Raw genomic sequence first — 25,905 nt, 5'->3', positions numbered from 1 at the left:
ACGCTGGACTCAAATACTGTCTTTAATCAGCTTGTTTACGCAAAAATGCTGGAATATCAAGATAGTCCAGTTCATGCTTTGTCGAAGGTGCTGGAGCCGGTGCGGACTGTGCGGCCGTTGGTAACACGTTACCTTTAGGTGCAGCATAGTTTACATGCACAACTTCTTCGACATAGGCTTCTACTTTTGGTTCCACAATCACTGGCTCTGGACGCGGAGCGGGTTTAGAAACCAGTTGAATATCGGGACGCTTTTCAGCGCCAATACCAGTAGCGACAACCGTAACACGCAGTTCATCGCTCATTTCAGGGTCGATGACCGCACCGACAACCACTGTCGCGTTGTCAGAAGCGTAAGCCTTAACGTGATTACCCACGGTTTCGAATTCTTCGATACTCATGTCCATACCCGCGGTAATGTTGACTAACACCCCACGCGCACCAGCTAAGTCGATATCTTCTAATAATGGGCTGGCAACAGCAGCTTCTGCTGCTTCTTCAGCTCGGTCTTCCCCGCGAGCAACACCCGTACCCATCATGGCGTTACCCATTTCGGACATCACAGTTTTCACGTCGGCGAAGTCGACGTTAATCAGACCAGGACGCGTGATAAGTTCGGCAATACCTTGTACCGCACCAAGTAACACGTTATTCGCTGCGGCGAACGCATCGAGTAGAGAAGTGCCACGGCCGAGTACTTTTAATAATTTTTCGTTTGGAATCGTGATTAATGAATCCACGTGCTTAGCCAGCTCTGCAATACCTTGCTCGGCATAAGCCATACGTTTTTTGCCTTCAAATGGAAAAGGCTTAGTCACAACCGCAACGGTAAGAATACCTTCTTCGCGAGCGATTTGTGCTACGACTGGTGCTGCACCAGTACCCGTACCACCGCCCATACCCGCGGCGATAAAGATCATATCTGAACCTTTGATCGCGGCGCGAATGTTTTCACGGTCTTCTTCGGCTGCAGCGCGACCCACATCTGGGTTTGCCCCTGCTCCAAGACCTTTAGTGACATCTCGGCCTAATTGAATCGTTGAGCCGGCACTTGATTTGCGTAGCGCCTGCGCGTCTGTGTTAGTAACGACAAACTCAACACCTTCAATGTTGTGTTTGACCATATGTTCGACAGCATTACCGCCGCCGCCGCCAACGCCGATGACTTTAATCACCGCGTCGTCTGAGTGAGTGTCCATGATCTCAAACATTGTCTGATCTCCGTGTTGCCTGCGTTATGAAAATTAAAATTCGCCCTTAAACCAGCTTTGGACCCGATTCCAAGCGCTAGTTACCCCTTGGCGCTCAGGACGCTCGAACTGACGCTCAAGCACCCTTCTTGCACCGTAATGAAGCAGCCCGACTCCTGTGGAGTAAATGGACTGATCCACGTATTCATATAAACCTTTGATCGGTAACGGTGACGCTACACGAACTGGCATGCCGAAGGTCGCTTCCGCAATATCCACCACACCTTGAATCGACGCTGTGCCACCTGTGAGCACAATACCTGCGGCGATTTGATCTTCTAAACCACTGTCTTTCAACTCTTTGAGTACTAGCTCAAACAGCTCTTGATATCTTGGTTCTACCACTTCGGCTAGCGTGTGGCGTGACATGCTCCGCGATGGACGGCCACCTACCGACGGCACTTCGATACTGTCTTCGCGGCTCACCATGGAGCTTCGCGCACAGGCGAACTGCACTTTAATCTGTTCTGCATGCGATGATGGTGTGCGGAATATCTTCGCAATATCGTTCGTCACTTGGTTGCCAGCCACTGGCACAACCGCGCAGTGACGCAGGGCACCATTGGTATACACTGCAATATCTGTGGTGCCACCGCCGATATCGACGATACACACACCTAAGTCTTTTTCGTCGAAGGTCAGCACGGCATCCGCCGAAGCAATGCCCGAAAACACCAAGTCATCGACTTTTAAACCGCAGCGCTCAACGCTTTTAGTGATGTTCTTCGCCATATCATTGGCACAGGTTACTATATGTACCTTGGCTTCCATCCGCATGCCTGACATGCCGATTGGGCTGCGAATACCGTCTTGGACGTCAATGGCATATTCCTGTGGCAGCACGTGCAGGATCCGACGTTCAGTCGGGATCTTCACCGAGCGAGCCGTGTGGATCACGTTGTCCACATCTTCCTGGGTCACTTCTTCATCGTTGATCGAGACCATGCCATTTTCATTTTGGCAGGCGATGTGTTTACCTGAAATACTCAGGTAAACCGATGACACTTGGCAATCTGCCATTAATTCTGCTTGGTCGAGCGCACGTTGCACACTACGAACGATGGAGTCTAAATCGTTAACGCCACCTTTATCCATGCCCCTTGAAGGATGATTGCCAAGTCCGACTATGCTGATTTCGCCATCGGGCAGAACTTCGCCTATGATCACTGCGACCTTAGAGGTTCCTATGTCCAATCCGACGATCAGATTTCTATCTTGGTTTTTGGTCATTAATTATCAGTTCTCTTGTTTGTGCATCGCCCCAGCCTACGGCCAACCCTGTGTCGTAGCGCAAATCCACTCTGGCAATCGGTTTATCTTGTTTCGCCAAAAGAGGATAAACAGTAATAAATCTTTGTATCCGAGCAATTTTATCTTCTCGCCCTAGGTCTAAAACTATGCCATTTCCTAGGGTCGCATGCCACGCATGACGCGGCGTTAAATTCAAGCTGGCTAAGGTAAAATCATTAATCTTCAACAACGAATTAACCTGCGCATAAGCGGTTAATACCTCGGCTCCCAAATCATCTGGCCCTGATAACTGCGGCAGATGCTCAAGCTCTGGGCGCGCTGGCGCTTCAAACACTTCGCCATGCACATTTAACCATGATGCTCCATTCCAATGGGCGACCGGTTGTTGTTCTTGCAAATACACCCTGAGTTTCGCTGGCCACTCACGCCTTACTGACGCACGATATACCCAAGGCAAGGCTTCTAATGCTTGCTGTACTAAGGAGATGTCAGCACTAAAAAAACTCCGCTGCATTAAATCCTGTAGTGCTATCTGTATATCTCTATCTGTGGTGTAAGTGCGTTCACCTTTGATGGCAACCGCTTCAATCGGTAGCGTACTGGCATCATTCAAAAACTTATGCAGTTGGTAACCGGCAAACACAAAACTACCAATCACTAAACTTAAAAAGCCAATCCCACTCCACAGGTACCAATTGACCCGTGACATTCTCGCCCACCAGTGTCGCCTCTTATCACTCCAAGACACGTTTGATCCCACCTTTAACGACACTTACCAAAAACCACAGAAAACCGGCCATTATATAGAGCTAAACCTTTTGGTCAAAATTTCCTTTTAACCACAGTTCAAGCACTATGCATCAAGGTTGTACCTTTGTTGCCTCTACCGTTGCAAAGCCCAATTCCGATGTGGCTAATTGACGCGATAGGGCGCCTATATTACCCGCACCTTGGGTTAATAATAAATCCCCCTCCTGTAACACATCGGGTAGTACTTCAGCTAACTGTTCTGGGCTAGCGATGAAGATAGGATCCAATTGGCCGCGCAGGCGGATTGAACGACACAGTGCGCGCCCATCGGCGCCAGTAATAGGAGCTTCCCCCGCGCTATACACATCAAGCAACAGTAGGCAATCAACTTGGGATAATACGTCGATGAAGTCTTCATACAAATCACGCGTACGAGTGTATCTATGTGGCTGGTAGGCCATGACTAAACGTTTTTCAGGCCAACCTGCACGCGCAGCTTTAATGGTCGCTGCCACTTCACTTGGGTGGTGACCATAGTCATCGACTAACATCACTTCACCCTTAGGTGTGGCAAACTTACCTAAGTGCTGGAAGCGGCGGCCTATACCTTGGAACTCAGCCAATGCTTGAATAACAGCGCTATCATCAATTTCATCTTCGGTCGCAACTGCAATCGCGGCGAGTGCATTAAGCACATTGTGCTGGCCCGGTAAATTCAGCAGTAGATCTAAATCTTCCTTGCCTTTGCGTCTGACAGTGAAGCGGCATTGATGGCCCTGCTGGCTAAAGTTCAATGCTTGAACATCGGCGTCATCACTAAAGCCGTAAGTGACTAAGTGACGACCAATACGCGGCATAATTTCACGTACAACGGGATCATCAATACACACGACTGCCACACCATAGAATGGCAAATTATGCAGAAAATCCACAAAGGTCGATTTCAGTTTTTCAAAGTCACCGCCATAGGTATCCATATGATCGGCTTCAATATTGGTTACAACGCTGACCATAGGCTGCAGATGCAGGAAGCTCGCATCACTTTCATCAGCTTCGGCAATCAAGTAACGACTTGTGCCCAATCTTGCATTAGTACCTGCGCTATTAAGTAAGCCACCAATTACAAAGGTGGGATCTCGCCCTGCTTGCCCATAAACACTAGCGATAAGGCTGGTTGTCGTGGTTTTACCATGGGTACCAGCAATAGCAACACCATGGCGATAACGCATTAACTCAGCCAGCATTTCGGCGCGACGAACAATAGGAACACGTAACTCTTTGGCGGCGATAATTTCAGGATTTTCAGGGTTTATCGCGGTCGAAACCACCACCACATCAACTTGCTGTACGTTGTCGGCGGCATGACCAATTTGGATCTTGGCACCGAGTAAACACAATCTATCGGTCACAGCATTCTGCGCGATATCCGAACCACTCACCTGATAGCCTTCGTTTACTAACACTTCAGCTATCCCGCCCATGCCCGCGCCGCCAATGCCGACGAAGTGAATACGCTTAATACGGCGCATTTCGGGGATCATGCTTCTTAGCTGTATGTATCTTTCTGTCTTAGTCATGCTTATCCTTTCTTAGCAAGAGTGTTACACACTTGGGCAACCTGCTCGGTCGCATCCAATACGGCAACGTCCCTTGCTCTTTGGCCCATACGGGCTAATTCTGCTCTGTCATTGGCGAGCAATTGTAATTTACTCACCAGTTTATCTACGTCCAAGATGGCTTGCGGCAATAGGAAAGCAGCGCCAGCCTCAACCAATACTTGACCGTTACGTGTTTGGTGATCATCCACCGCATGGGGATAGGGCACCAAAATACTTGGAAGCCCCACTGCGGCTAACTCTGATACTGTTAGTGCACCTGCTCGACACAGCACCACATCTGCCCAACGGTAGGCGGCTTCCATATCATCAATAAATTCGGCAATGTTTACACCGCCGTCTTGGCCTTGCTGCTGATATGCCGCTTTTACACCTGCTAAATTATCTTTACCAACCTGATGCCAAACTGTAATGGATTGCTGTTTACTTAAAGCTGCGACCACTGCGGGCATTAAATCGTTAAATATTTTGGCGCCAAGACTTCCACCCACCACAAGCACTTTTAAAGCATCATCGGCAAGGGGTTTTGGCTCAGCGCCTAGCGCTATTAGCTCACGCCGAATTGGATTACCCACTACCTTGGCTTTCACTGTGGTAAAGGTGTTTTTAAAAGCACATAACACTTGAGTTGCAATTCGAGATAGCAGCTTATTAGTCATTCCCGGAATAGCATTTTGCTCATGCAGCACTAACGGAATACCCGCAAGTCTTGCAGCCACACCGCCAGGACCACTGGCAAAACCACCCATGCCGAGTACGACATCTGGTTTAAATTCCGCAATCACAGCCTTGGCCTGCAAGATAGAGCGGATCACTTTAAAGGGCGCCGCCAATTTACGAACCAAACCATTACCACGAACGCCTTTGATATCGATAAAATCAATATCAAATCCATATTGAGGTACCAAACGCGCCTCCATACGATCAGCCGTGCCTAACCAACGCACTTGCCAACCCTGTTGCGCTAAATACTTGGCCACCGCTAGCGCCGGGAACACATGTCCACCCGTACCGCCCGCCATGACTAAAATACGTTTACCCTCTTGGGTCATTACTTCAATCTCCCTTGCACGGCCTGAACTAAACTCATGCGCCGTTCGTAATCGATGCGTAACAATGTCATTGCCGCCGCTGTCATGACCCATAAGCTACTGCCACCGTAGCTAACAAAAGGCAGTGTTAACCCTTTTGTTGGCAACATGCCAATACTTGCCCCGACATTCACGACGGTTTGGAAGCAGATCCAAATGCCAATGGCATAGGCTAGATAACCTTCAAAAGCTTTATCCATAACAAGGCAAAGGTTACCTAAACGAATCGCTCGCAATGCGACAAACAGTAATACGGCCAACACAGCTATAATGCCGATAAAACCTAACTCTTCACCAATAACGGCGAAGATAAAGTCGGTATGGGCTTCGGGTAAATATTCCAATTTTTGAATACTATTACCTAGACCTTGACCAAACCAATCACCACGCCCATAGGCCATTAAAGATTGAGTTAGCTGATAGCCACTACCAAAGGGATCCTGCCAAGGGTCCATAAATGAAGTGACCCGGCGCATACGGTAAGGTTCTAGCAATACCAACGCTACAAAGGCTAAAATCCCAGTAAAAATCAGTGCAAAGAAATCGAGTAACCGCGCACCGGCAAGGAACAATAACCCCACAGTTCCAACGAATAACACCACAACTGTACCTAAGTCTGGCTGCATTAAAATCAAAATGGCGTAAATCGCAAATACTGCAATCGGCTTGTAGAAGCCCTTGGAGTTTTCACGAACCTCTTGATGCCGACGCACAAGATAACCCGCCATATACACAGAGAAAGCAAACTTAGCCAGCTCTGCGACTTGAATGCGAATAGGGCCGATAGATAACCAACGCGTGGCACCATTGACCGTTGTTCCTACCAGCAGTACTGCAACCAACATCAAACCAACAACTAACAACATGATTGGACTTAAACGCTGCCAAGTTTGCATATCAACCCGTAGCACGAAAGCCGCAATGACAAAACAACCAATCAAATAACCCATATGGCGGGTCATAAAATGAAACGGGTTTCCGGTTAGTGTCTGAGCCTCAGGCATAGATGCCGACATCACCATCACAAAACCAAAACCGATTAAAGACAACACAGCAGTGAACAAAGCGCGGTCGTACAATTGCACGCCCGGCACTTCAGTATCACGTTGCCAGTTTGGCATTGCTGATAGCAAGCGACCAAACAGGCTGAGTTGTCTTGCATCACTCGCCATCGAGTTGCCCCACAAGGTTGCGGAAATCGTCACCCCGCGCCATAAAGTTACTGTACATATCTAAACTCGCACAGGCGGGTGATAATAAAACGATATCGCCGGAGGTTGCCAATTCAGCAGCTTTCGCCACTGCCGCCGCCATAGTGTCGACTCTAATCGCCCCCTCTTTTAACGCAGCGATCTTTTTGCCATCGCGACCTAGGGTGATAAGGTGTGTCACCTTGGTTAAAGCCACCGCTAGAGGGGAAAAATCGGCGCCTTTACCATCACCACCAGCAATTAAAATAATGTCACCTAAGTGATCACTTAATCCATCAAGTGCCGCAACTGTGGCACCTACGTTAGTCGCCTTAGAGTCGTTTACATAGGTCACGCCCGCTTTGACACCAACAACTTCACAGCGATGGGACAGGCCAGTAAAAGTACGCGCAACTTTTGCCATGGCATATTTATCCACGCCCACAGCATCGACAAGTGCCATTGCGGCCAGTAAGTTGGCATGGTTGTGGCTGCCTATCAGCGACACTTCGGTGATAGGCATAATTTCACTGCGACCGTGATAAATCTTACTATCGCCAATGCCCCATTCATCACCCTCTGGTGGCGCTAAACCAAAACTGTTTTGGTTCATAGGTTCATTGGGCTTAGTTAATGCGTCGTCACGATTAAACAGTACTGCGCGGCTCTGATGATACAGACGCAATTTGGCGTTGCGATAGGCATCGAGATCGCTATATCTGTCCATATGGTCTTCAGTTACGTTTAAACAGGTGGCAACGACACAATTCAGGCTATGGGTTGTTTCTAGCTGAAAACTAGAGAGTTCAAGCACAAACAAGTCGGCATTTTCAATCAGCAAATCCAAAGCTGGAACGCCAATATTGCCACCCACAGCTACGGCAATACCTGCTTCTTTTGCCATTTCGCCCACTAGGGTCGTAACGGTCGATTTACCATTTGAGCCAGTAATGCCAATCACGCAGGGTTTACGGTCAGCTATTTCACGGGCAAAGAGTTCAACGTCACCAATGACCTCAATCCCCATATCTACCGCCGCGCGCACTTCTGGCGTGTCGATGGCAATACCTGGGCTAATAATAATTTGGGTGGCTTGTACTAAATAACGACAATCAAATCCACCCGCAATTAACTGCACTTCGGGGAAAGATGCTGCGAGTGTATCTTTCCCCGGAGGTTGTCTACGGCTATCCATCACCAGTGGCGTAATGCCCTTTCCACACAAATAGCGCACTACGGACAAACCTGTTGCCCCCAAACCTAACACTATGTGTGAATACTGATTTTGCATAACCTATTACCTTAACTTCAATGTGGCTAAGCCGAGTAAGACCAAGAATATCGAGATAATCCAAAAGCGTACTATTACTCGAGGTTCAGGCCAGCCTTTCAATTCATAATGGTGATGGATAGGTGCCATACGGAAGATCCGTTGACCGCGTAATTTATAGGAACCAACCTGTAGGATCACAGACACAGTCTCCATCACAAACACGCCGCCCATAATCACAAGCAGGATCTCTTGGCGCACAAGCACTGCGATAGCACCTAAGGCAGCACCTAGCGATAATGAGCCAACATCGCCCATAAAGACTTGTGCAGGGTAAGTGTTAAACCACAGAAACCCTAAGCCAGCGCCAACAATGGCAGTACACACAATCACTAGCTCACCCGAACCCGGCAGATGTGGAATGTGCAAATAATTGGCAAACTGAGCGTGACCCGATAGGTAAGCAATCAGCGCAAATGCCGCAGCCACCATCACAGTCGGCATAATCGCCAAACCATCCAACCCATCGGTTAAGTTTACTGCGTTGCTCGAACCCACAATGGTGAAGTACGCCAGCACAATAAATACGCCGCCAAGCTGTGGCATCACGTCTTTAAAGAAAGGCACCACTAGCTGAGTTTCACCAGGATTGGATGCTGTTGCATATAAAAAGAAGGCGATTAACAGCGCAGCCAAGGATTGGAGAATGTACTTCCAGCGGGCAATCAAACCCTTAGTATCTTTACGCACCACTTTGCGATAATCGTCGATAAAACCGATCAAACCGAAACTGCCAAGCACAAACAACATCACCCAAACATAGCGGCTACCGAGGTCACCCCACAGCAATACGCTAATAAAGATAGCCGCCAATATCAGCAAGCCACCCATAGTCGGTGTGCCACGTTTACTAAAATGCGACTCTGGGCCATCGTTGCGCACAACTTGACCAATTTGCAGCAATTGCAAACGTTCAATCAGTTTTGGTCCCCACCATAAACTAAAAATCAATGCGGTTAATAAGCCTAAAATGGCTCGAAATGTCACATAGGAAAACACGTTAAACCCAGTATAAAAACGGGTTAAATACTCAGCCAGATATACCAGCATTTACACTAACTCCCCACGCCCGAAGGCTACTGTTAGGCCATCCACGACCCGCTCCATGGCGGCGCTACGTGAACCTTTGACTAAAACCGTCACCTGTCCCGGCAACTGGTTAATATGCTTTATAAGTTTTTCGACTAATATGCCCACGCTCTCATGGTGCTCCGCCCCGAAAGCTTGGCTCGTATGCTGACTCAACGTTCCGGTACAAAACAGCGCATCAATCCCCTGCTGTTTTGCCAGTTGTCCGAGTTCGGCGTGTAAAAGGGGCGCATTGTCGCCTAATTCGCCCAAATCTCCCAGTACCAAACAACGATTTTCAGAAATTTCCTTTAACCAAGTGATTGCAGCCCCAACGGATACAGGATTTGCATTATAGCTGTCGTCGATTAGACGAATTCGCCCTAATTGACTCGGCTGCATACGTCCCTTTACTGGCGTTAATTGGCTTAAGCCGTGGGCGATGTCAGTCAAACTTAATCCCAATGCAATACATACGCTTGCTGCGGCTAAAGCGTTACTGACCTGATGGCGCCCTGCAAGCGGTAACTTGACTTTGCAAGACTCACCTAAGTAGTTAAGGATAAAACGATAACAGCCATCTGCATTGGCTTTATGGCCCGTTGCGATCACGTCAATATGGCGTTTTGCCGCGCCCTCTTGTTGGGAGAAACGCAATTGTTTGTAAGGTCTTGCTTTAACACTCATCACATCGGCGAAGGCATCATCGGCGTTGATGATGGCAGTACCATCGGCCTGCAGATGGTTAAATATTTCCGATTTAGCCTGGGCGACACCGGCTTGCGATCCAAATCCTTCTAAATGCGCACTGCCGACGTTGTTAACTAATGCCACATTCGGACGCACCAGCCCAGAGGTGTAATCAATCTCACCTTTATGGTTAGCGCCAAGCTCAAACACCCCAAATTCATCCTCTGGTGTTAACCGCAATAAAGTGAGTGGTACGCCGATTTCATTGTTGAAGTTGCCAGCGGTGTACAAAACTTGATGCTTTGCCGACAGAATCGTCGCGATCATTTCCTTTACACTGGTTTTGCCGTTTGAGCCAGTTAAAGCCACACAAATAGGATTGATTTGGTCTCGAACATAGGCACCTATAGCCCCCATGGCCTTTTGACAATCTGACACTATCAGCTGGGGAATATCGAAGGCTAACTCACGCTCAACCATTAACGCCGCGGCGCCGTTCTCAATGGCTGTAGCAGCGAAATCATGGCCGTCGAAACGCTCACCCTTTAAGGCAACAAACAGGGTTGCAGCACCGACTTTACGGCTATCACTGCTTAAATCTTGGATGGTGACGTCGCCACCGACTCGATGCGCGCCTAAGTGTTGACTTAGCACCTCGAGTGAAAGAGGGATCATTTTGACTGCTCCAATAATCGGCGTGCTAAGGCGCGTTCATCATAGTGTTGACGAGAAAGAGGGATCATTTTGATTGCTCCGATAACTGGCGTGCCAAGGCGCGTTCATCATAGTCATGACGCACACCTGCCGCCTCTTGGTAAGTTTCGTGGCCTTTGCCCGCAAGTAAGATCAGATCGCCAGCTTTAGCCAATGCCACAACCTCTTTAATCGCTGTGATACGGTCAACCTGAGTCAATGCGCGCTCTGGGGTTGCGAGTCCTTGGATAATATCGGTAATAATTTGTGCGGGATCTTCACTACGCGCATTGTCGCTAGTCACCATAATACGGTCGGCAAACTGCTCTGCAGCTTGGCCCATTAAAGGGCGCTTACCCTTATCGCGGTCGCCACCACAGCCAAACACGCACCATAAGTCACCCGCACAATGGCGACGCAGCGCGTTTAAGGCCTGCTCAATTGCATCGGGCGTGTGGGCATAATCGACCACTAAGGTGATGTTATCTGCAGTGGTGAAACGCTCCATACGACCTGCGACGGGCGTTAAATATTGCACCTGCTCGGCTAAGGCTTTCATATCAAAACCTTGCAGATACAAGGCCGATAACGCCGCAAGCAAATTTGATAGGTTAAAAGCACCAAGAAGTGGCGAGTGGATATGAGTTTTGCCCTCGGGCCACACTAATGTTGCACTTACGCCTTGATCGTCAAACTTAGCATCTTGGGTATAAAAAGCCGCGGCTTGATGACCTTCGATACTAAAGCCCCAGATCTGTGCCAGTGTGCCTTTAAGCTCAATCAACCAAGCTTCGCCAACAGGGTCGTCGAGATTCAATAGACCGTGACCTAAGGTACTGAAACGAAATATGCTCTGCTTAGCGGCAGCATAGTTTTCCATGTCCCCGTGGTAATCGAGGTGATCCCGCGTCAGGTTAGTGAACACGGCGACATCGAATGGCACTGCATCGACGCGACCTTGCACTAGCCCGTGGCTCGACACTTCCATAGCACAAATGCTCGCGCCTTGGGCTTCAAATTCATGCAACTGACGCATTAGGGTAATCGCATCGGCAGTGGTATTACCGCTATCAACTAACTCACCCCACAGGCCATTTCCCAACGTGCCCATGACTGCAGCTTTTCGCCCCAGTGAAGTCATCAGCTGTGCAATCAATTGACTGGTCGAGGTTTTGCCATTGGTGCCGGTAATACCGATAACGCCAAGGGAGGGCGTAACGGCGGCGGACTTATGCACTAAGGGATAACGCTGAGCGGCTATCGCAGATACCTGACGACTTAGTTGGAAGAAATAAATCTGCACGCCGTGTTCGGCATTATCGTCCAACAACACTTTACCATGTTGCTCAGTATCATCCGTGTGGACTAATACGGCTGCGGCACCTAAGGCCAACGCTTTTTCAATAAACTGTCTGCCATCTACCTTGTGTCCTGGCAACGCCAAAAACACATCGCCGCGACGTATTGCGCGGCTATCTAAGGTCAACTCATTGAAGGACTGATTACCCGAATAGTTGAACCAAGGCGCTAACAGATCCCGTAACAACATTATTCTGCTCTCCCGGCAATTCCCGCCAATTGCACCTGTTCTTTATCGGAAATAGGTTCAACATTTAACATTTGCAGTGCGCCAGACATGACCTTAGCAAATGCCGGCCCTGCCACTGAACCACCATAATAGAGATCACCCTTAGGCTCGTTGACCACAACGACTATGGCTAACTTAGGATTATTCGCTGGCGCAACGCCAGCAAATAAAGCAACATAATCATCACCATAGCCACCAGCAACGGCTTTACGACTCGTGCCTGATTTACCCGCAACAGGATAACCATCGATATGGGCTAGAGTGCCTGTGCCGCCTTTTTCTGTGACAGTCACCATCATCTGTAATACATCGCGGGCAACATTAGCTGAAATAACACGCTCACCTTCGGGTGGCTTTTTCAATTTTAAAATCGAAACTGGATACAGAGTGCCACCATTACCTAAAGTGGCGTACATACGCGCAAGTTGTAGCGTCGTTGCCGTTAAACCATAACCAAAAGATAGCGTTGCACGCTCAAAGTCAGACCAACGGTGACGATCCTGAATCACGCCAGCGCTTTCACCCGTGAGATTAATCCCCGAAAAACTGCCTAGTCCCATGGATTGATAAGTACCAAGCAGTTGTTGTACCGGAATAGACAGCGCTAACTTACTGATCCCAACGTTGCTAGATTTAGCCAAAATGCGTGCAAGGCTCATATCACCATAATTATTGGGATCACGAACTTGGCGGCCACCTAAACGCATCCAGCCTGGAGATGTAGCAATAATATCGGTCGATTTAACTGTGCCAGCCTCAAGTGCCGCCGCCACCACAAAAGGTTTAATGGTCGAACCCGGTTCGAAAGTATCTGTCATAGCGCGATTGCGCATTCTGAAGGTTTGCAGATTATCGCGGGAATTTGGGTTGTAAGAAGGGGTGTTTACCATGGCAAGCACTTCACCCGTATGAATATCAAGTACCACAATCGAGCCCGAGGTGGCTTGGTTCATCTCTGTAGTACGTTTAAGCTCACGGTAGGCTAGCTGCTGAATACGATGATCAATACTCAGTACAAGATCATTTGGACTCTCGCCTTCTTGTACTATATCTAGGTGCTCGACTACATGGCCGTCGCGCGACTTACGCACTTTTTGTTTGGATGGTGTCCCTGTCAACCAGCTATTGTAAGCATTTTCAACGCCTTCAATACCAACATCATCTATGTTAGTGATGCCGATAAGCTGAGCGGTAATTTCACCGCCAGGATAGTAACGGCGGGATTCTGATTTTAAAAACACCCCAGGTAACTTCAACTGAGTAATGTAATCGGCCACTGCGGGAGTGATTTGGCGTTTAAGATAGGTAAAGCGTTTAGTTGGGTTACTACGAACCCTATCTAACACATCTTCAATTGGTTCATGTAACACATCGGCTAAGGCTTGCCAGCGACGCATATCGGCAAAACCATTGTTATCATTAACTTGCTTTGGATCAGCCCAAACTGCACGAACAGGAACACTCACAGCTAGCATGTCACCATTTCGATCTGTGATTAGACCCCGCTGAACTTCACGGCTCGTGGTACGCAAAGTACGCATATCGCTTTCATGGCGTAATTTATCGGGCTCGATAATTTGAATATAAGCAGCTCGCCCCACTAAGCTCGAAAATAGCGCAAACACAAACCCAACCACCACGTATAAACGCCAATGGATAAGTTGCGGTTTTTGCTTTTTGCTCGCCTGTTTGGTTTTTGCTTGCCTAATCATATCTTCCCTATACTCACGGCACCTTTACCACAATCTCTTCGCTGGGTAACGGGCGACTCATGTTGAGTTCTTTCGATGCAATGCGCGTAATACGGCTATGCTCTGTTTGCGTTTGTTCTTCCAACAATAAATTGCGCCATTCAATATCTAGCCTATCCCGTTCCTGCAACAGCTGATCCCACTGTGTTGTGAGATTACGGCTAGCGTGGCTGATATAGACAACAACAACCGCGTTACTGAGCACGAGTAAAGCCAGTAGCAAAATCCATTTGTGTGACCACAGGTCATGCAGTACCACTCGTGGTAAATTTAATGAGGGCTTACTCACAGTACGCCCCTTAGTAATCTAAACGCTCGGCAATGCGTAACACTGAGCTACGGGCTCTGGCATTGCGTTCAATTTCCTCATCGGACGGCATAATCGCCTTACCAATAGCTCGTAGCTTACGCGACTTATTAATTTGGTCTTCAGTGACCGGAAAACCGTGAGGCACACTTTCGCCTTGACTATGGCGGCGAATAAAGCGCTTAACAATTCGGTCTTCTAAGGAATGGAAGCTGATTATCGATAATCGCCCTTGGGGGGCAAGCACGGCTAACGAGCCTTCAAGCGCCTGATCAATTTGATCTAATTCACTATTGATATAAATGCGAATTGCCTGAAACACCCGAGTCGCGGGATGCTTATTGCGTTCTTTATGCTTAGTAATACGCGCAATTAAGTCGGCTAAATCCTTAGTGCGTAAGAATGGTGTTTTCTCACGATCTGCCACAATACAACGCGCAATATGGCGGGCATTTTTCTCTTCGCCATAGGTTTTAAATACCCACGCCATATCTTCAATTTCGGCGCGGGCCAACCATTGTGCGGCTGTTTGGCCTTGGCTGTTGTCCATACGCATATCGAGTGGGCCATCACGTAGAAAACTAAAACCGCGCTCGGCATCATCAAGTTGAGGTGAAGACACACCTAAATCGAGTAACACGCCATCGATTTTGCCAACTAGTCCAAGTTCTTCAACATAATCAGCTAATTGACCAAAACCACCGTGAACAATTTGAAAACGCGGATCATCACTAAATTGTTTTGCCGCCTCAATCGCTTGGGGATCGCGATCAATTGCAATCAATCGACCATTGTCACCGAGTCGTTGCAATATCTGTCTTGAATGACCACCGCGGCCAAACGTGCCATCGATATAGATGCCATCGTCTTTGATGTTTAAACCGCCAACCGTTTCTGCTAACAGAACGGATAAATGGGCAAATTCCTGACTCATACTCTCTTCTTAATATAATTATTGCGACTCGTTAGAGTGAAAAATCTGCCAGGCGCTCGTTATTAGCAAGCTCCTCACTTCGAATAGTTTCCTGACATTCATCAATTTGCTGCAGCCAAGCTTGCTCATCCCACAGCTCAAACTTATTCAGTTGTCCCACCAGCATAATGCGCTTATCTAAATTGGCGTATTGCCTCAGTGGTGGTGGCAGTAATATTCGCCCGTTGCCGTCAAGCTCCACTTCGTGGGCGTAACCCAGCAACATACGTTTTAAGGATCTTTGGGTCTTATCGGTATCGGAAAGCTTCAATAACTTAGCTTCAATCAATTCCCATTCATGGATTGGATACAAGAGTAAACAGGCGGATTGAATATCAACGGTAATCACGATGCGGCCTTGGTGCTCAAGCTGCAAAGGTTCGCGGTATCGCACTGGAATAGCGATCCGTCCCTTTGTATCTAAGTTGATAGCACTGGCTCCACGAAACACGCTAATTCATCCCATCCTGTGATTTTTGATCCACAAATATCCACTATTTCCCACAACTGCTAAGTTTAGGGACAGTAGACAAGCATTGTCAAGGGATGGAATCCTTTTATAAAGCCAGTCAGCAAGCGGGTTAGCAGCATGTCAGGCCTATGGCTTAGTGACAAAGTTTTGACAAAATATCAGCCTAGAATCAGCTAAACGATGGAAAGCATAGGGATAAATAGAGTTGAAAAAAGCAGCAACCTTTAGCTTTCAGGTAGTTGAAAGACAAAATTGAGTAATAATTTCTATTTTTTGATAAGGCAATCGGGTGATAAATAACACTGAATATTAAAAATTCAACAGAATTATGCCGGGATCTAACCCTGTTTGAGGGCTAAAAAAGAGTGAAACTTAGCATGAATACTTTCATTTCACTCAAACTAAAGACGATCATTTCTATTCATTTGTTGAATATTAATTTTATGGCTAAGGTAAAGACCAAAAATAACCGATGATAAAATGAGCTCCAATCACTAAAAACAACAAATCGTTATCTCCTAGGGAGGATAAACTTGGAGTAAATACTGAAACCAATCAATGTCGCTCCGGAGCACAAAATCACATATAGTCTAAATATTAACCAACTTCTGCCGATATAAGGTTAAGATGGATAAAACTAAGGAGGCGTTATGAGTGGACTAGATAGTATTTATGCCATGCTGGCACAACCAGTAAAAGCCGTATTGCACCCCAAGCGGGTCGTCGACCAAGTGCATAGTCCCACAGCAAATGCCCCTGACAGCCATGAAGCACCACAGTCGCAATTACCCCCAACGCTGGAACGCCGTGATGCAAAAGTGAGAGATAGGCGTAAAGAATCAGAAACCAGCCGGAATAAAAAACGTCGTGCATCAGATCAAGCTGAAGAGTTAAAAGAAGGCGCAGTGCTTGAGGTGACTGACGATAGTGCAGAAATCAAAAAACCACCGAGTCGACATATTATTGATGTTGAAGTATAAATAATTTACAGATATGCGTTTAAGTGTAATAACAAAGGCACTTTTCCTAACGGATAAATGCCTTTGCTGTTTTTATTCCTATAGTTTAAGAACGGGTTCTTGCGACGGCATCCTGCCATCCCGCATACAATTGCATACGAGTATTGGTATCAATATTGGGTAAAAAGTGTTTATCAATACCAGCCTTGTGCTCAAGTTCCGTCACGCTGATCCAAAAACCGACCGCAAGACCCGCTAAAAATGCCGCACCTAAAGCCGTAGTCTCACAGACACTCGGCCTTAACACTTCTACATCGGTAATATCGGCTTGAAACTGCATGAGGAAATCATTAGCGACCGCGCCGCCATCCACCTTTAAACGCTTAAGGCTTACACCACTGTCTTTGATCATGGCATCGAGTAAATCTTTACTCTGGTAAGCGACCGACTCCAGCGCCGCACGGATAATGTGATTACGGTTCGCACCACGGGTCAATCCAAATAGTGCACCGCGGGCATTCGGGTCCCAATATGGCGCACCGAGTCCCACAAAGGCGGGCACCAAATACACGCCATTGGTATCGGCGACCTTAGAAGCAAAATACTCGGTATCGCTAGCATCACGAATGAGCCCGAGCTCATCCCGCAACCATTGAATGGTCGCACCGCCCATAAATACTGAGCCTTCGAGGGCGTAATTCACCTCCCCCTTTGGCCCCACGGCAACTGTGGTCAGTAAACCATGGCGGGAACGCACCGCCTTTGTCCCCGTATTCATCAACAAGAAACAGCCTGTGCCATAGGTATTCTTCGCCATACCTGGCTCGACACATAATTGACCGAAAAGGGCCGCCTGCTGATCGCCCGCCATTCCCGCAACTTGAATCTCACTGCCTTCGCCCGCAATCCGTGTGCTGCCATAGACGCTGCAGGACGGTTTGACTTCGGGCAGCATAGACGCCGGAATATCTAAGGCTTGGAGTAACTTAGTATCCCAAGTCAAACTGTGGATATTAAATAACAGTGTACGGGCAGCATTAGTGGGATCGGTGACATGCACTTTGCCCTCGGTTAATTTCCACACGAGCCAAGTATCGATAGTGCCGAATAACAACTCGCCACGCTCAGCTTGCGCACGGGCGTTGGGCACATTATCTAGAATCCATTTGATCTTAGTGCCTGAAAAATAAGGGTCGAGTAATAAACCGGTATTCTCACGCACATATTCTTCTAACCATTGAGCTTTGAGTTGCTCACAAATCTCAACGCTACGACGACACTGCCATACAATCGCGTTGTAGATAGGTTTACCAGTGGCCTTCTCCCAAATAACGGTGGTTTCCCGCTGATTGGTAATCCCAATCGCGGCCACTTCATCACTGTGAATACCGGCTCTGGCCAGCACTTCAACCAATACCGAGCTCTGAGTTGCCCAAATCTCCATGGGATCATGCTCGACCCAACCGGGATTAGGGTACAACTGGGTAAATTCTCGCTGGGACACGCTGACAATGTTTGCGTCGTGATCGAACACTATTGCCCTTGAGCTTGTCGTGCCCTGATCTAAAGCCACTACGTATTTTTTCTGCACGTTGCTATCCTGCCTTTATGCTCTGATCGCCATTCTGCATGTGAAAAACATCTACCAGACTCAGAGATTATAATCTGAATATATTCAGATTTTGTCCCCTTGACCAGTAAGCTTGCATTGTGGAAGTATAGAAAAATAGCAGAACACCAACAAAAAAGCCCTGAAAATTCAGGGCTTTTTAAAATCTACGAAGAGCTTACATCCTATAGCTCATTTGAATACCCGCAAGCCACACATTACCGGTCGCTTCACCATTAAAATTAACTGTCGCGATACCCTGTAGGTTTTGCTGTTCGTTAATGGGTGCATCACCAGTGGCTTTAATATAAGTCACCGCAAAATCGACATTGAGGTTTTTAGTTGCTTGATAACCTGCGCCCAAAGAGAACCACAAACGGTCTGTATCCGGAATAGTGGTCGTACGCCACTCATCATTCGCAGCTGTTTTATCTAAAGCAATACCAGTGCGCACTAACCAGTCATTATTGAGTTGGTAAGTGGTGCCCAGTGCAAAACGCCAGTTATCTTTGAAGTGTTCTTCTTTCACTAGGTCTGACTCTAAGTCACCCTTTGGTTTAACTTCCCCAGGGAAGTATGTCACTAACTGGTCAAACACACTCCAATCTGTCCAATTTACACTAGAATGTATGGCCCAGTTATCGGTCAGTTGATGGTGTGATGCCAATTCAGCAAAAGCTGGTAGCTCTAATGGTATATAACCTTCGATAGATACATCTTCCCCACCCGTATAAATTACCCCTGAAGCATGACCATCAAGATCTAGCTTAACACCGCTATGGTAAGCAAAACCCAAACGGTGCGCAGGATTAATCTGCCAGCTCGCACCCAACTGCCAGCCATAGCCAATATCATCCCCCTTCAAGCTCTTAAGCTCAGTGCCACCCACAGGCAACTTACTCGCGACTTGTTCTGGAAGGGCCGGCTTTATACCATCAACCCACCCCGGTAATGAGGCACCAATTTCGCCCTCACCATAAACGATGCGAACGCCACCACCGACGCTGACTGCATCACTGATGCGATAGGCGATATTGGGGTTAAATTCAACGATTGTCACCGATGTATTGTTACCAAAAATAGCCGCTGCGTGGGTCGCAGGTAACTCAGTAGCTAGACCATAGTTAGAGTTAATCGCTAGGCCCCAAGTCCATTGTTCATTTAGTTGATTTGAATAATAAAAATTAGGCACTAGTGCATCATCGGCGACATCCAGCGCATCACCACCTTGCATCACTACAGGGTCTGGACCAATGAGTGACGAGCTTAAGCTAACTTCACCCGTCACATCGACATTTGGCATCACATAAATGCCACCCGCAGATAACTGGCGACCTTCTAAATAAGTGAGCATTGCAGGATTTCGGCCTTGGGCAGATGCGTTATCCGCCATGGCAGCTTCACCCGCAAAGGCGCGACCTAACCCAGTAGAAGAGTATTCAGCAAGTTGAAAACCCGCGGCATGAACTTGAGTTGTTATGTTTAATAAGGCCGCAGTAACAGCCAAAGTCAAAAGACGTTTTTCCATTGTGATTCTCTAAAATATTATTGCTCTCTGTACTATTCAGCTCAGTACTCAGGGTTCACACAAAATAGAGTAAACACTCCACATTGAATGCGGGGGCAGTTTACTGATGCAGAAGATGTTTGCAACCAAAGGAGATAAAACAGATAAAAGAACTAGAAAAATAGACATTTTAAAGGTGTTTAGTGATTTAAATCACTTTTCATATCAAAACAAACTAGAAAATCCGCCAACAAGATTCGCTTAATACATCTAAAAAAATGAAATTTAGACAGTAAAACACAATATAAATAATAAGTTAAACAAAAATAACAACCATACAAGTGTTTATGTTTTATCGCTGCCAACAGCAGCATAAATCACTACCAGTTCAAAGAATTTGACAGTCGCTACTGACAACACAAAAAATATACTTTAAATACAATAAATTAAAAATAAACGGCATGAGTACACCTAACAAAAACGCCTAGACTTTCGTCAAGGCGTTTTGTTATTACATCATCACAGGTACAAGTGTTCGCTGAAAAACTAACAACGCCAACCAGAGATCTGCAACTCGTACTGACTGATTTGTGCCTCATGGGACAAGGTCAGCCCAATAGCATCTAAACCATTGAGTAGCTTATGTTTCGCCGACTCTGCCAGCGTAAAACTAAACTCGGCGCCGGACGGTGAAATCACTTTACAGGCGGTGAGATCAACCGTGATTTGCGCGCCTTCTTGCGCCGCCACTTCGTCCATCAACTGACGTACCTCAGCGTGGGTTAACGCCACAGGCAATAGGCCGTTATTGATTGAGTTGCCGTAAAAAATGTCGGCAAAACTCGGTGCTATAATGGCGCGCAAACCGAAGTCTGCCAGCGCCCAAGGCGCATGCTCGCGGCTTGAACCACAACCAAAGTTTTCCTGCGACAAAAGAATTGAAGCGCCTTTATAACGAGGCTGGTTCAATGAAAACTCAGGATTGGGCACATCGCCCGCCTCATCTAAATAACGCCAGTCATGGAATAAGTGCACCCCAAAACCATCGCGCGTCACCTTAGATAAAAACTGCTTCGGAATGATCTGATCCGTATCGATATTGGTGCTGTCGATCATGACCGCAAGCCCGGTATGGGTAGTAAAAGGTTGCATTAACTTCTCCTCTTGGGTTTACGGTAATTAGTAAGGTTTACGAATATCGACAAAATGCCCAGCCACCGCAGCAGCGGCGGCCATTGCCGGGCTCACTAAATGGGTGCGACTGCCACGGCCTTGGCGACCTTCAAAGTTACGGTTACTGGTCGAGGCACAGCGATCGCCCGCCTCTAATCTGTCATCGTTCATCGCTAAACACATAGAGCAACCCGGTAAACGCCACTCAAACCCGGCTTCGATAAAGATTTTATCTAAACCTTCGGCTTCGGCTTGGGCTTTCACTTGGCCAGAACCAGGTACAACAATCGCGGTGACGCCACTCGCGACTTTACGGCCTTTGGCATGTACGGCAGCGCTACGTAAATCTTCAATACGTGAGTTAGTGCAAGAGCCGATAAATACTTTGTTGATACTGATGTCTGTCATAGGCGTACCCGCACTCAGGCCAATATATTCTAGGGCCTTTTCCATACTAGCTCGGGTACTTGGGTTGGCTTCATCAAGAGGATTAGGCACTTTGCCATCGATCGCTACGACTTGGCCTGGGTTAGTGCCCCAAGTCAATTGCGGCGCAATATCGGCGGCATCTAACTCAACTACAGCATCAAACACGGCGCCATCATCGGTCTTTATGGCTTGCCAGTAAGCGACAGCCTCTGCCCAATCTTCGCCCTTAGGCGCAAACTCGCGACCTGCTAAATAGTCAAAAGTGGTTTGATCCGGCGCGACCATGCCCGCCTTAGCACCCATCTCAATCGCCATATTGCACACTGTCATGCGGCCTTCCATCGACAGGGCTTCAATCGCCTCACCACAGAACTCCACCACATAACCCGTGCCGCCATCCATGCCGATTTTACCAATAATAGCGAGTACGATATCTTTGGCGGTCACGCCATCGGTGACATGACCACGCACTTCAATCTTCATGGTCTTAGCTTTTAGCTGACGCAGAGTTTGCGTCGCTAAAACGTGCTCAACCTCGGAAGTACCAATACCAAACGCCAGCGCCCCAAAGGCGCCATGGGTCGCGGTATGGGAATCACCACAGACAATCACAGTGCCCGGCAAGGTGATACCCAATTCAGGGCCCATTACATGCACAATCCCTTGATTAGGATGGTGAATGTCGTATAAACGCACGCCAAAGTCTTTACAGTTTTGCGCTAGGGTTTCAACCTGAGTGCGTGCCATCGGGCTTAAGGCATCTAAGCTGGCGCTACGGGTCGAAGTATTATGATCCATAGTGGCAAAGGTTTTTCCCGGCGCACGCAGTTTGCGGCCCGCTACCTTTAAACCACTGAATGCTTGAGGAGAAGTCACTTCATGGACTAAATGTCTGTCGACATAAATGATCGGCGCTTCGCCCTCAGGAGAGGCAACAATATGCGCATCCCATACTTTTTGATACAGCGTTTTTGCCACCGCGTTTTTTGGCACAGTCGTCATTACACACCTTCCTTTATAGCATTGGCGATAAAGTCACCCATCTCGCGAGTGGATTTAGCTTGGCTACGCTTGTCGCTGCTTAATAGTTCACCGGTTAAATAGCCAGAATTTAACGCTTTACTGACGGCGCGCTCAATCGCACAGGCGGCTTCTTCTTGCTTTAAGCTGTGGCGCAACATTAATGCCGCCGACAGAATTTGGGCGATAGGATTTGCAATGCCTTTGCCCGCGATATCTGGCGCACTGCCACCCGCAGGTTCGAATAAACCAAAGCCAGTGCTGTTCATGCTCGCCGATGACAACAAGCCCATAGAGCCCGTTAACATAGCAATTTCGTCGGATAAAATGTCGCCGAACAGGTTAGAACATAGCATCACATCGAACTCATCGGGGCGACGCAGCAGTTGCATGGTCGCATTATCGATATAGATGTGTTCAAGCTCGACATCAGGGAAATCCACCGCCACTTCTTCAACCACTTGGCGCCATAACACTGAACAGGCGAGCACATTGGCTTTATCCACTGAGGTCACTTTTTTACGACGACCACGGGCGGCTTCGAAGGCGATGCGGGCGATACGGCTAATTTCGCGGCGGCTATAACGCATGGTATCGAAGGCTTCTTCATTTTCGCCTTCGCCTTGACGACCCTTTGGCTTACCAAAATAAATGCCGCCGGTTAACTCGCGTACACATAAGACATCAAATCCACGGGCGGAAATATCGCTACGCAGCGGTGACATATGTTCTAAGCCATCATGCAATTTTGCTGGGCGCAGATTGCAAAACAATTCGAAGTGACCACGCAGAGGTAGTAGCGCGCCGCGCTCAGGTTGCTCATTTGGCGGTAACTTTTCCCACTTAGGACCGCCTACCGAGCCAAATAGGATCGCATCGGCCGCTTCACAGCCCTTTAGCGTGGGATCGGGTAGTGGGCAACCGTGGTTATCAATGGCAATACCGCCAACATCGAATTCAGTGTATTCGATATTCAAATCGAAACGCGCTTCAACCTCACGCAGCACTTTACGCGCCTCTGCCATCACTTCAGGACCGATCCCATCCCCTGCTAATACTGCTATTTGATAACTCATACGCCAGCCAACTCCTTTAAATGTGAATGCTTTATGCTCGACCTTGCTATTCTTTGGATGCTTTTAGCGACTAGACGCCGCCTAGCTCTCGATTTTTTTGCATGCTTTGTTTGTAATCGGCGACCTTGTCTGCGCGGCACGTTAAGTTCATCACATGCACTAAAGCGCGCGCCGAGGCTTCGACCACATCGGTCGCTAAACCTACGCCATGGAAGTTTTGCTCGTGGTAAACCGCGGTAATATCCACTTGGCCTAAGGCATTTTGACCGACGCCCTTAGCACCCAACTTATAGCTGATGATATCGATTCGACGATCGGTTGCGCGGGCAATCGCGTTATAGGCAGCATCGACCGGACCATTACCCGTTGCGGCTTCGGTTTTAATTTCGCCGCCCACTTCGATACGCACAGTCGCCGTAGCAACGCCTTCAGTTGAGTCGGACTGCACCACTAATTGCTGCAATTGATAGTGATTGTCTTCTTCGGCCTGTGCTTCCATAAAGGCTAAGGCTTCTAAATCATAATCAAATACTTGGCCTTTTTTATCTGCCAATTTTAGAAACTCTTCATACAGAGTATCCATATTGTAATCGTGCTCGCGATAGCCCATTTCCTCCATGCGATGCTTGATCACATGGCGACCCGAGCGCGAGGTCATATTCAAGTTGTTGCGATTCAAACCTATGCTTTCTGGCGTCATGATTTCATAGGTATTTTGTGCTTTTAACATGCCATCCTGATGGATGCCCGACGAATGGGTAAAGGCATTGGCACCGACAATCGCCTTGTTCGCCTGCACTGGCATATTGCATAACTGGCTGACTAAATTAGAAGTACGATGAATTTCCTTGGCATTAATGCCCGTTTCTAATTCCAACATCCCCTTACGCGTCGCTAAAATCATAGCGATCTCTTCCAGTGAACAGTTACCCGCACGCTCACCTATGCCATTAATCGTACATTCAATTTGACGCGCACCGTGCTGTACAGCGGTAATCGAGTTAGCCACAGATAAACCTAAGTCATCGTGGCAATGCACTGAGATCACCGCTTGGTCGATATTCGGCACCCGATTAAACAAAGTCTGAATGATATTGCCAAACTCGCTTGGTACTGTGTAACCGACCGTATCGGGAATATTAATGGTGCGTGCGCCCGCACGAATGGCGGCTTCCACCATGCGGCATAGATTATCGATGGGCGTACGCCCCGCATCCTCACAGGAAAATTCCACATCGTCGGTAAAACGGCGGGCATACTTCACCGCGCCTACGGCCATCTCTAACACTTGATCGAAAGAACGCTTCAACTTGCTCTCAACGTGAATAGTCGAGGTCGATATAAAGGTATGGATACGGAATTGGTCAGCAACGGACAAAGCCTGTGCCGCGGCATCGATGTCCTTTTCCAATGCACGGGATAAGGCACAAACGCGGCTATTTTTGATGGTGCGTGCTATGGTCTGCACTGACTCAAAATCACCGGGTGAAGAAACCGGAAAACCCACTTCCATCACATCCACACCGAGACGTTCCAGCGCCATGGCGATCTGTAGCTTTTCTTTGACCGACAAACTTGCGGCTAACGCCTGCTCACCATCACGCAAGGTAGTATCAAATATTATGACTCTGTTAGACATCTCGCTTCTCCATGGAACGTCACCGTTCGTTAGTTAATTTTTGCCGTATTCAGATACAAAAAACCCCGCAACATCGGTGCGGGGTTTGTGAATGCTTTGCCTCTTTATCGAGCGTGCAACACTAAGACCTCCGCGTATAAACCGCGAGAGAGAGAAGGAGGAGGTCGAGTTTGCGGCTAATAATATTCATTTAATCTGTATATTTATTCTGTTTGAATTATTGAGGACGGTTAATATTTAACTTGCCTAGCCGATAGTGTCAACCCCAATTTTTTCATGTTGATCACATATAAGGTGCCCACAGGGCAAATGACTCGAAGTTTTATCATTAGATAAGTGATCAAAACCACAAAATTAAGCCGCTGTTTGGATTCGGAAATTATCGAGATGTGTTAACTTATTCCTTCTTAGAAAAAATAGTTTTTATGCAAAAAATATTTAACAAAGTTATAATCCTTCCCTGCTATTACGGAT

21 protein-coding genes are annotated in these 25,905 nt (G+C 47.7%); 1 reads left to right on the top strand and 20 read right to left on the bottom strand.

Annotated features, from left to right (window positions below):
• Window positions 1-22: 22 nt before the first annotated feature.
• The 14 genes from ftsZ to mraZ form a co-directional block, all read right to left on the bottom strand.
• Complete coding sequence (ftsZ, locus tag L2744_RS14990) at window positions 23-1,210, bottom strand: cell division protein FtsZ (protein ID WP_248992671.1); 1,188 nt, start codon at window positions 1,208-1,210, stop codon at window positions 23-25.
• A gap of 33 nt (window positions 1,211-1,243) precedes the next feature.
• Window positions 1,244-2,479 carry a cell division protein FtsA gene (ftsA, locus tag L2744_RS14985; protein WP_011718494.1) on the bottom strand — a complete coding sequence of 412 codons (1,236 nt, stop codon included), beginning with the start codon at window positions 2,477-2,479 and terminating at the stop codon, window positions 1,244-1,246.
• Window positions 2,460-3,209 (bottom strand): cell division protein FtsQ/DivIB, encoded by a 750-nt coding sequence (locus L2744_RS14980; protein WP_248992670.1) that lies wholly within the window; start codon window positions 3,207-3,209, stop codon window positions 2,460-2,462. The genes ftsA and L2744_RS14980 overlap by 20 nt, the downstream gene beginning before the upstream one ends.
• A gap of 151 nt (window positions 3,210-3,360) precedes the next feature.
• Window positions 3,361-4,827, bottom strand: coding sequence for a UDP-N-acetylmuramate--L-alanine ligase (murC, locus tag L2744_RS14975; RefSeq protein WP_248992669.1), 1,467 nt, complete (start codon window positions 4,825-4,827; stop codon window positions 3,361-3,363).
• 2 nt (window positions 4,828-4,829) lie between these two features.
• The gene (murG, locus tag L2744_RS14970) at window positions 4,830-5,918 is read right to left on the bottom strand and encodes an undecaprenyldiphospho-muramoylpentapeptide beta-N-acetylglucosaminyltransferase (RefSeq protein ID WP_248992668.1); all 1,089 of its coding nucleotides are present in this window, start codon (window positions 5,916-5,918) and stop codon (window positions 4,830-4,832) included.
• Complete coding sequence (gene ftsW / locus L2744_RS14965; protein WP_248992678.1) at window positions 5,918-7,129, bottom strand: cell division protein FtsW; 1,212 nt, start codon at window positions 7,127-7,129, stop codon at window positions 5,918-5,920. The genes murG and ftsW overlap by 1 nt, the downstream gene beginning before the upstream one ends.
• Window positions 7,119-8,438, bottom strand: a complete 1,320-nt coding sequence (murD, locus tag L2744_RS14960) for a UDP-N-acetylmuramoyl-L-alanine--D-glutamate ligase (RefSeq protein ID WP_248992667.1) — start codon at window positions 8,436-8,438, stop codon at window positions 7,119-7,121. The genes ftsW and murD overlap by 11 nt, the downstream gene beginning before the upstream one ends.
• Before the next feature lie 6 nt (window positions 8,439-8,444).
• Window positions 8,445-9,527, bottom strand: coding sequence for a phospho-N-acetylmuramoyl-pentapeptide-transferase (gene mraY, locus L2744_RS14955; RefSeq protein ID WP_248992666.1), 1,083 nt, complete (start codon window positions 9,525-9,527; stop codon window positions 8,445-8,447).
• Window positions 9,528-10,910: a UDP-N-acetylmuramoyl-tripeptide--D-alanyl-D-alanine ligase gene (locus L2744_RS14950; protein WP_248992665.1), complete on the bottom strand. Its 1,383-nt coding sequence runs from the start codon at window positions 10,908-10,910 to the stop codon at window positions 9,528-9,530. It lies immediately after the preceding gene.
• A 64-nt stretch (window positions 10,911-10,974) separates the two neighbouring features.
• A complete protein-coding gene (gene murE, locus L2744_RS14945) occupies window positions 10,975-12,480 on the bottom strand; it encodes a UDP-N-acetylmuramoyl-L-alanyl-D-glutamate--2,6-diaminopimelate ligase (protein ID WP_248992677.1) in 1,506 nt (501 codons plus the stop codon).
• A complete protein-coding gene (locus tag L2744_RS14940; protein WP_248992664.1) occupies window positions 12,477-14,228 on the bottom strand; it encodes a peptidoglycan D,D-transpeptidase FtsI family protein in 1,752 nt (583 codons plus the stop codon). The genes murE and L2744_RS14940 overlap by 4 nt, the downstream gene beginning before the upstream one ends.
• Window positions 14,229-14,241: 13 nt before the next feature.
• Window positions 14,242-14,556: a cell division protein FtsL gene (gene ftsL, locus L2744_RS14935; protein WP_248992663.1), complete on the bottom strand. Its 315-nt coding sequence runs from the start codon at window positions 14,554-14,556 to the stop codon at window positions 14,242-14,244.
• 10 nt (window positions 14,557-14,566) lie between these two features.
• Window positions 14,567-15,508 carry a 16S rRNA (cytosine(1402)-N(4))-methyltransferase RsmH gene (rsmH, locus tag L2744_RS14930; RefSeq protein ID WP_248992662.1) on the bottom strand — a complete coding sequence of 314 codons (942 nt, stop codon included), beginning with the start codon at window positions 15,506-15,508 and terminating at the stop codon, window positions 14,567-14,569.
• A 31-nt stretch (window positions 15,509-15,539) separates the two neighbouring features.
• Window positions 15,540-15,998 carry a division/cell wall cluster transcriptional repressor MraZ gene (gene mraZ, locus L2744_RS14925; protein WP_011624306.1) on the bottom strand — a complete coding sequence of 153 codons (459 nt, stop codon included), beginning with the start codon at window positions 15,996-15,998 and terminating at the stop codon, window positions 15,540-15,542.
• 671 nt (window positions 15,999-16,669) lie between these two features.
• Between mraZ and L2744_RS14920 the strand changes: the two genes are divergently transcribed.
• Entirely contained in the window at window positions 16,670-16,999 is a 330-nt protein-coding gene (locus L2744_RS14920) for a hypothetical protein (RefSeq protein WP_248992661.1), read from the top strand.
• 85 nt (window positions 17,000-17,084) lie between these two features.
• Here the strand turns inward: L2744_RS14920 and glpK are convergent, their stop codons facing one another.
• The 6 genes from glpK to leuA form a co-directional block, all read right to left on the bottom strand.
• On the bottom strand, window positions 17,085-18,569 hold the full coding sequence (glpK, locus tag L2744_RS14915) for a glycerol kinase GlpK (RefSeq protein ID WP_248992660.1): 1,485 nt from the start codon (window positions 18,567-18,569) through the stop codon (window positions 17,085-17,087).
• A 196-nt stretch (window positions 18,570-18,765) separates the two neighbouring features.
• Window positions 18,766-20,115, bottom strand: a complete 1,350-nt coding sequence (locus tag L2744_RS14910; protein WP_248992659.1) for an outer membrane protein transport protein — start codon at window positions 20,113-20,115, stop codon at window positions 18,766-18,768.
• A gap of 525 nt (window positions 20,116-20,640) precedes the next feature.
• On the bottom strand, window positions 20,641-21,246 hold the full coding sequence (gene leuD, locus L2744_RS14905) for a 3-isopropylmalate dehydratase small subunit (RefSeq protein WP_248992658.1): 606 nt from the start codon (window positions 21,244-21,246) through the stop codon (window positions 20,641-20,643).
• A gap of 27 nt (window positions 21,247-21,273) precedes the next feature.
• The gene (leuC, locus tag L2744_RS14900; RefSeq protein WP_248992676.1) at window positions 21,274-22,674 is read right to left on the bottom strand and encodes a 3-isopropylmalate dehydratase large subunit; all 1,401 of its coding nucleotides are present in this window, start codon (window positions 22,672-22,674) and stop codon (window positions 21,274-21,276) included.
• A 23-nt stretch (window positions 22,675-22,697) separates the two neighbouring features.
• Window positions 22,698-23,792 (bottom strand): 3-isopropylmalate dehydrogenase, encoded by a 1,095-nt coding sequence (gene leuB, locus L2744_RS14895; RefSeq protein WP_248992657.1) that lies wholly within the window; start codon window positions 23,790-23,792, stop codon window positions 22,698-22,700.
• 70 nt (window positions 23,793-23,862) lie between these two features.
• On the bottom strand, window positions 23,863-25,431 hold the full coding sequence (leuA, locus tag L2744_RS14890) for a 2-isopropylmalate synthase (RefSeq protein WP_248992656.1): 1,569 nt from the start codon (window positions 25,429-25,431) through the stop codon (window positions 23,863-23,865).
• Between the last annotated feature and the right edge of the window lie 474 nt (window positions 25,432-25,905).

Origin of the sequence: Shewanella profunda, assembly GCF_023283765.1 — a bacterium.
Lineage (GTDB): Bacteria > Pseudomonadota > Gammaproteobacteria > Enterobacterales > Shewanellaceae > Shewanella > Shewanella profunda.
This window is presented reverse-complemented; position numbering and strand designations above follow the sequence as displayed.